This is a genomic window from Chromohalobacter sp. HP20-39 (assembly GCF_033052815.1).
Classification (GTDB): Bacteria; Pseudomonadota; Gammaproteobacteria; order Pseudomonadales; family Halomonadaceae; genus Chromohalobacter.
The window spans coordinates 1-324 of the sequence record NZ_JAWHTP010000385.1 but is presented as its reverse complement, the minus strand read 5'-3'; the positions used below and the strand labels follow the sequence as shown (position 1 = coordinate 324).

The following is a 324-nucleotide window of genomic DNA, read 5'->3' as shown; positions in this document are numbered from 1 at the left end:
CTGCCTACATTCCGGCACACCTGCCCGTGCTCGTGACTGGCGCGCCAGGTGTCGGGAAATCCGACATCGCAGCCGCGGCTGCAGAGCGCGCCGGCTACGACCTGCTGATCTCGCATCCGGTGGTCGAGGACCCGACAGACTCCAAGGGCCTGCCGTTCCCCGGCGCGGATGGCCAATCCGCCAGGTTCCTGCCGTTCGGGGATCTGGAGAGGGTGTTACACGCGAAAGAGCCGTTGGTCTGGTTCTTCGACGACCTCGGTCAAGCGTCTCAGGCGGTTCAAGCCGCCAAGATGCAACTGCTGCTCGCGCGCCGCATCGGCGAGC

General features: G+C 66.4%; 1 protein-coding gene. It reads left to right on the top strand.

Annotation, left to right across the window (positions count from 1 at the left end):
• Nucleotides 1–324, top strand: a 324-nt coding sequence (locus RVY79_RS18485; RefSeq protein ID WP_317466002.1) for a hypothetical protein, incomplete at both ends; no start/stop codon positions are given.